The sequence below is a fragment of the Rhodococcus sp. IEGM 1408 genome (assembly GCF_033142235.1).
Taxonomy (GTDB): Bacteria; Actinomycetota; Actinomycetes; order Mycobacteriales; family Mycobacteriaceae; genus Dietzia.
The window spans coordinates 1-567 of sequence record NZ_JAWLRW010000045.1 but is presented as its reverse complement, the minus strand read 5'-3'; the positions used below and the strand labels follow the sequence as shown (position 1 = coordinate 567).

Genomic DNA, 567 nt, shown 5'->3' with positions numbered 1-567 from the left:
GTGGTCGCCGGCACGGTGGCCACCGACTCCGGCTTGCGCGTCGAGGTCTCCGCAATCGGTGACGACACAGCCCTGGCCGGAATTCAGAAGCTGGTGGCCGACGCGCAGGCATCCTCCTCGCGTGCCCAGCGCATCGCCGACACCGCGGCCGGGTGGTTGTTCTGGTTCGCCCTCGGTTCGGCGGCGATCACCGCGGTCATTTGGAGTGTCCTGGGGTTGCCGGATGCGGCGGTGGTTCGCACGATCACCGTGCTGGTGATCGCCTGCCCGCACGCCCTGGGTTTGGCGATCCCGCTGGTGGTCTCGATCGCCACCGAACGCGCCGCCCGCGGCGGCGTGCTGATCAAGGACCGCCTCGCGCTGGAATCGATGCGAACGGTGAACTCCGTGCTGTTCGACAAGACCGGCACCCTGACCAAGGGCGAACCCACCGTCACCGGGATCGAACCGATCGAGGGACACACCCAAGACGAGGTGCTCGCCCTCGCTGCGGCGGCCGAGAGCGACAGTGAGCACCCGCTCGCCAGAGCTGTGATCGGGGCCGCGCGAGCCCGCGAACTGGCCGTG

The 567-nt window shown here is 69.3% G+C and carries 1 protein-coding gene; it reads left to right on the top strand.

Going from position 1 to position 567, the window contains the following annotated elements; all coding sequences use genetic code 11:
* Positions 1 to 567, top strand: a 567-nt coding sequence (locus R4P08_RS18415) for an HAD-IC family P-type ATPase (protein WP_317815311.1), incomplete at both ends; no start/stop codon positions are given.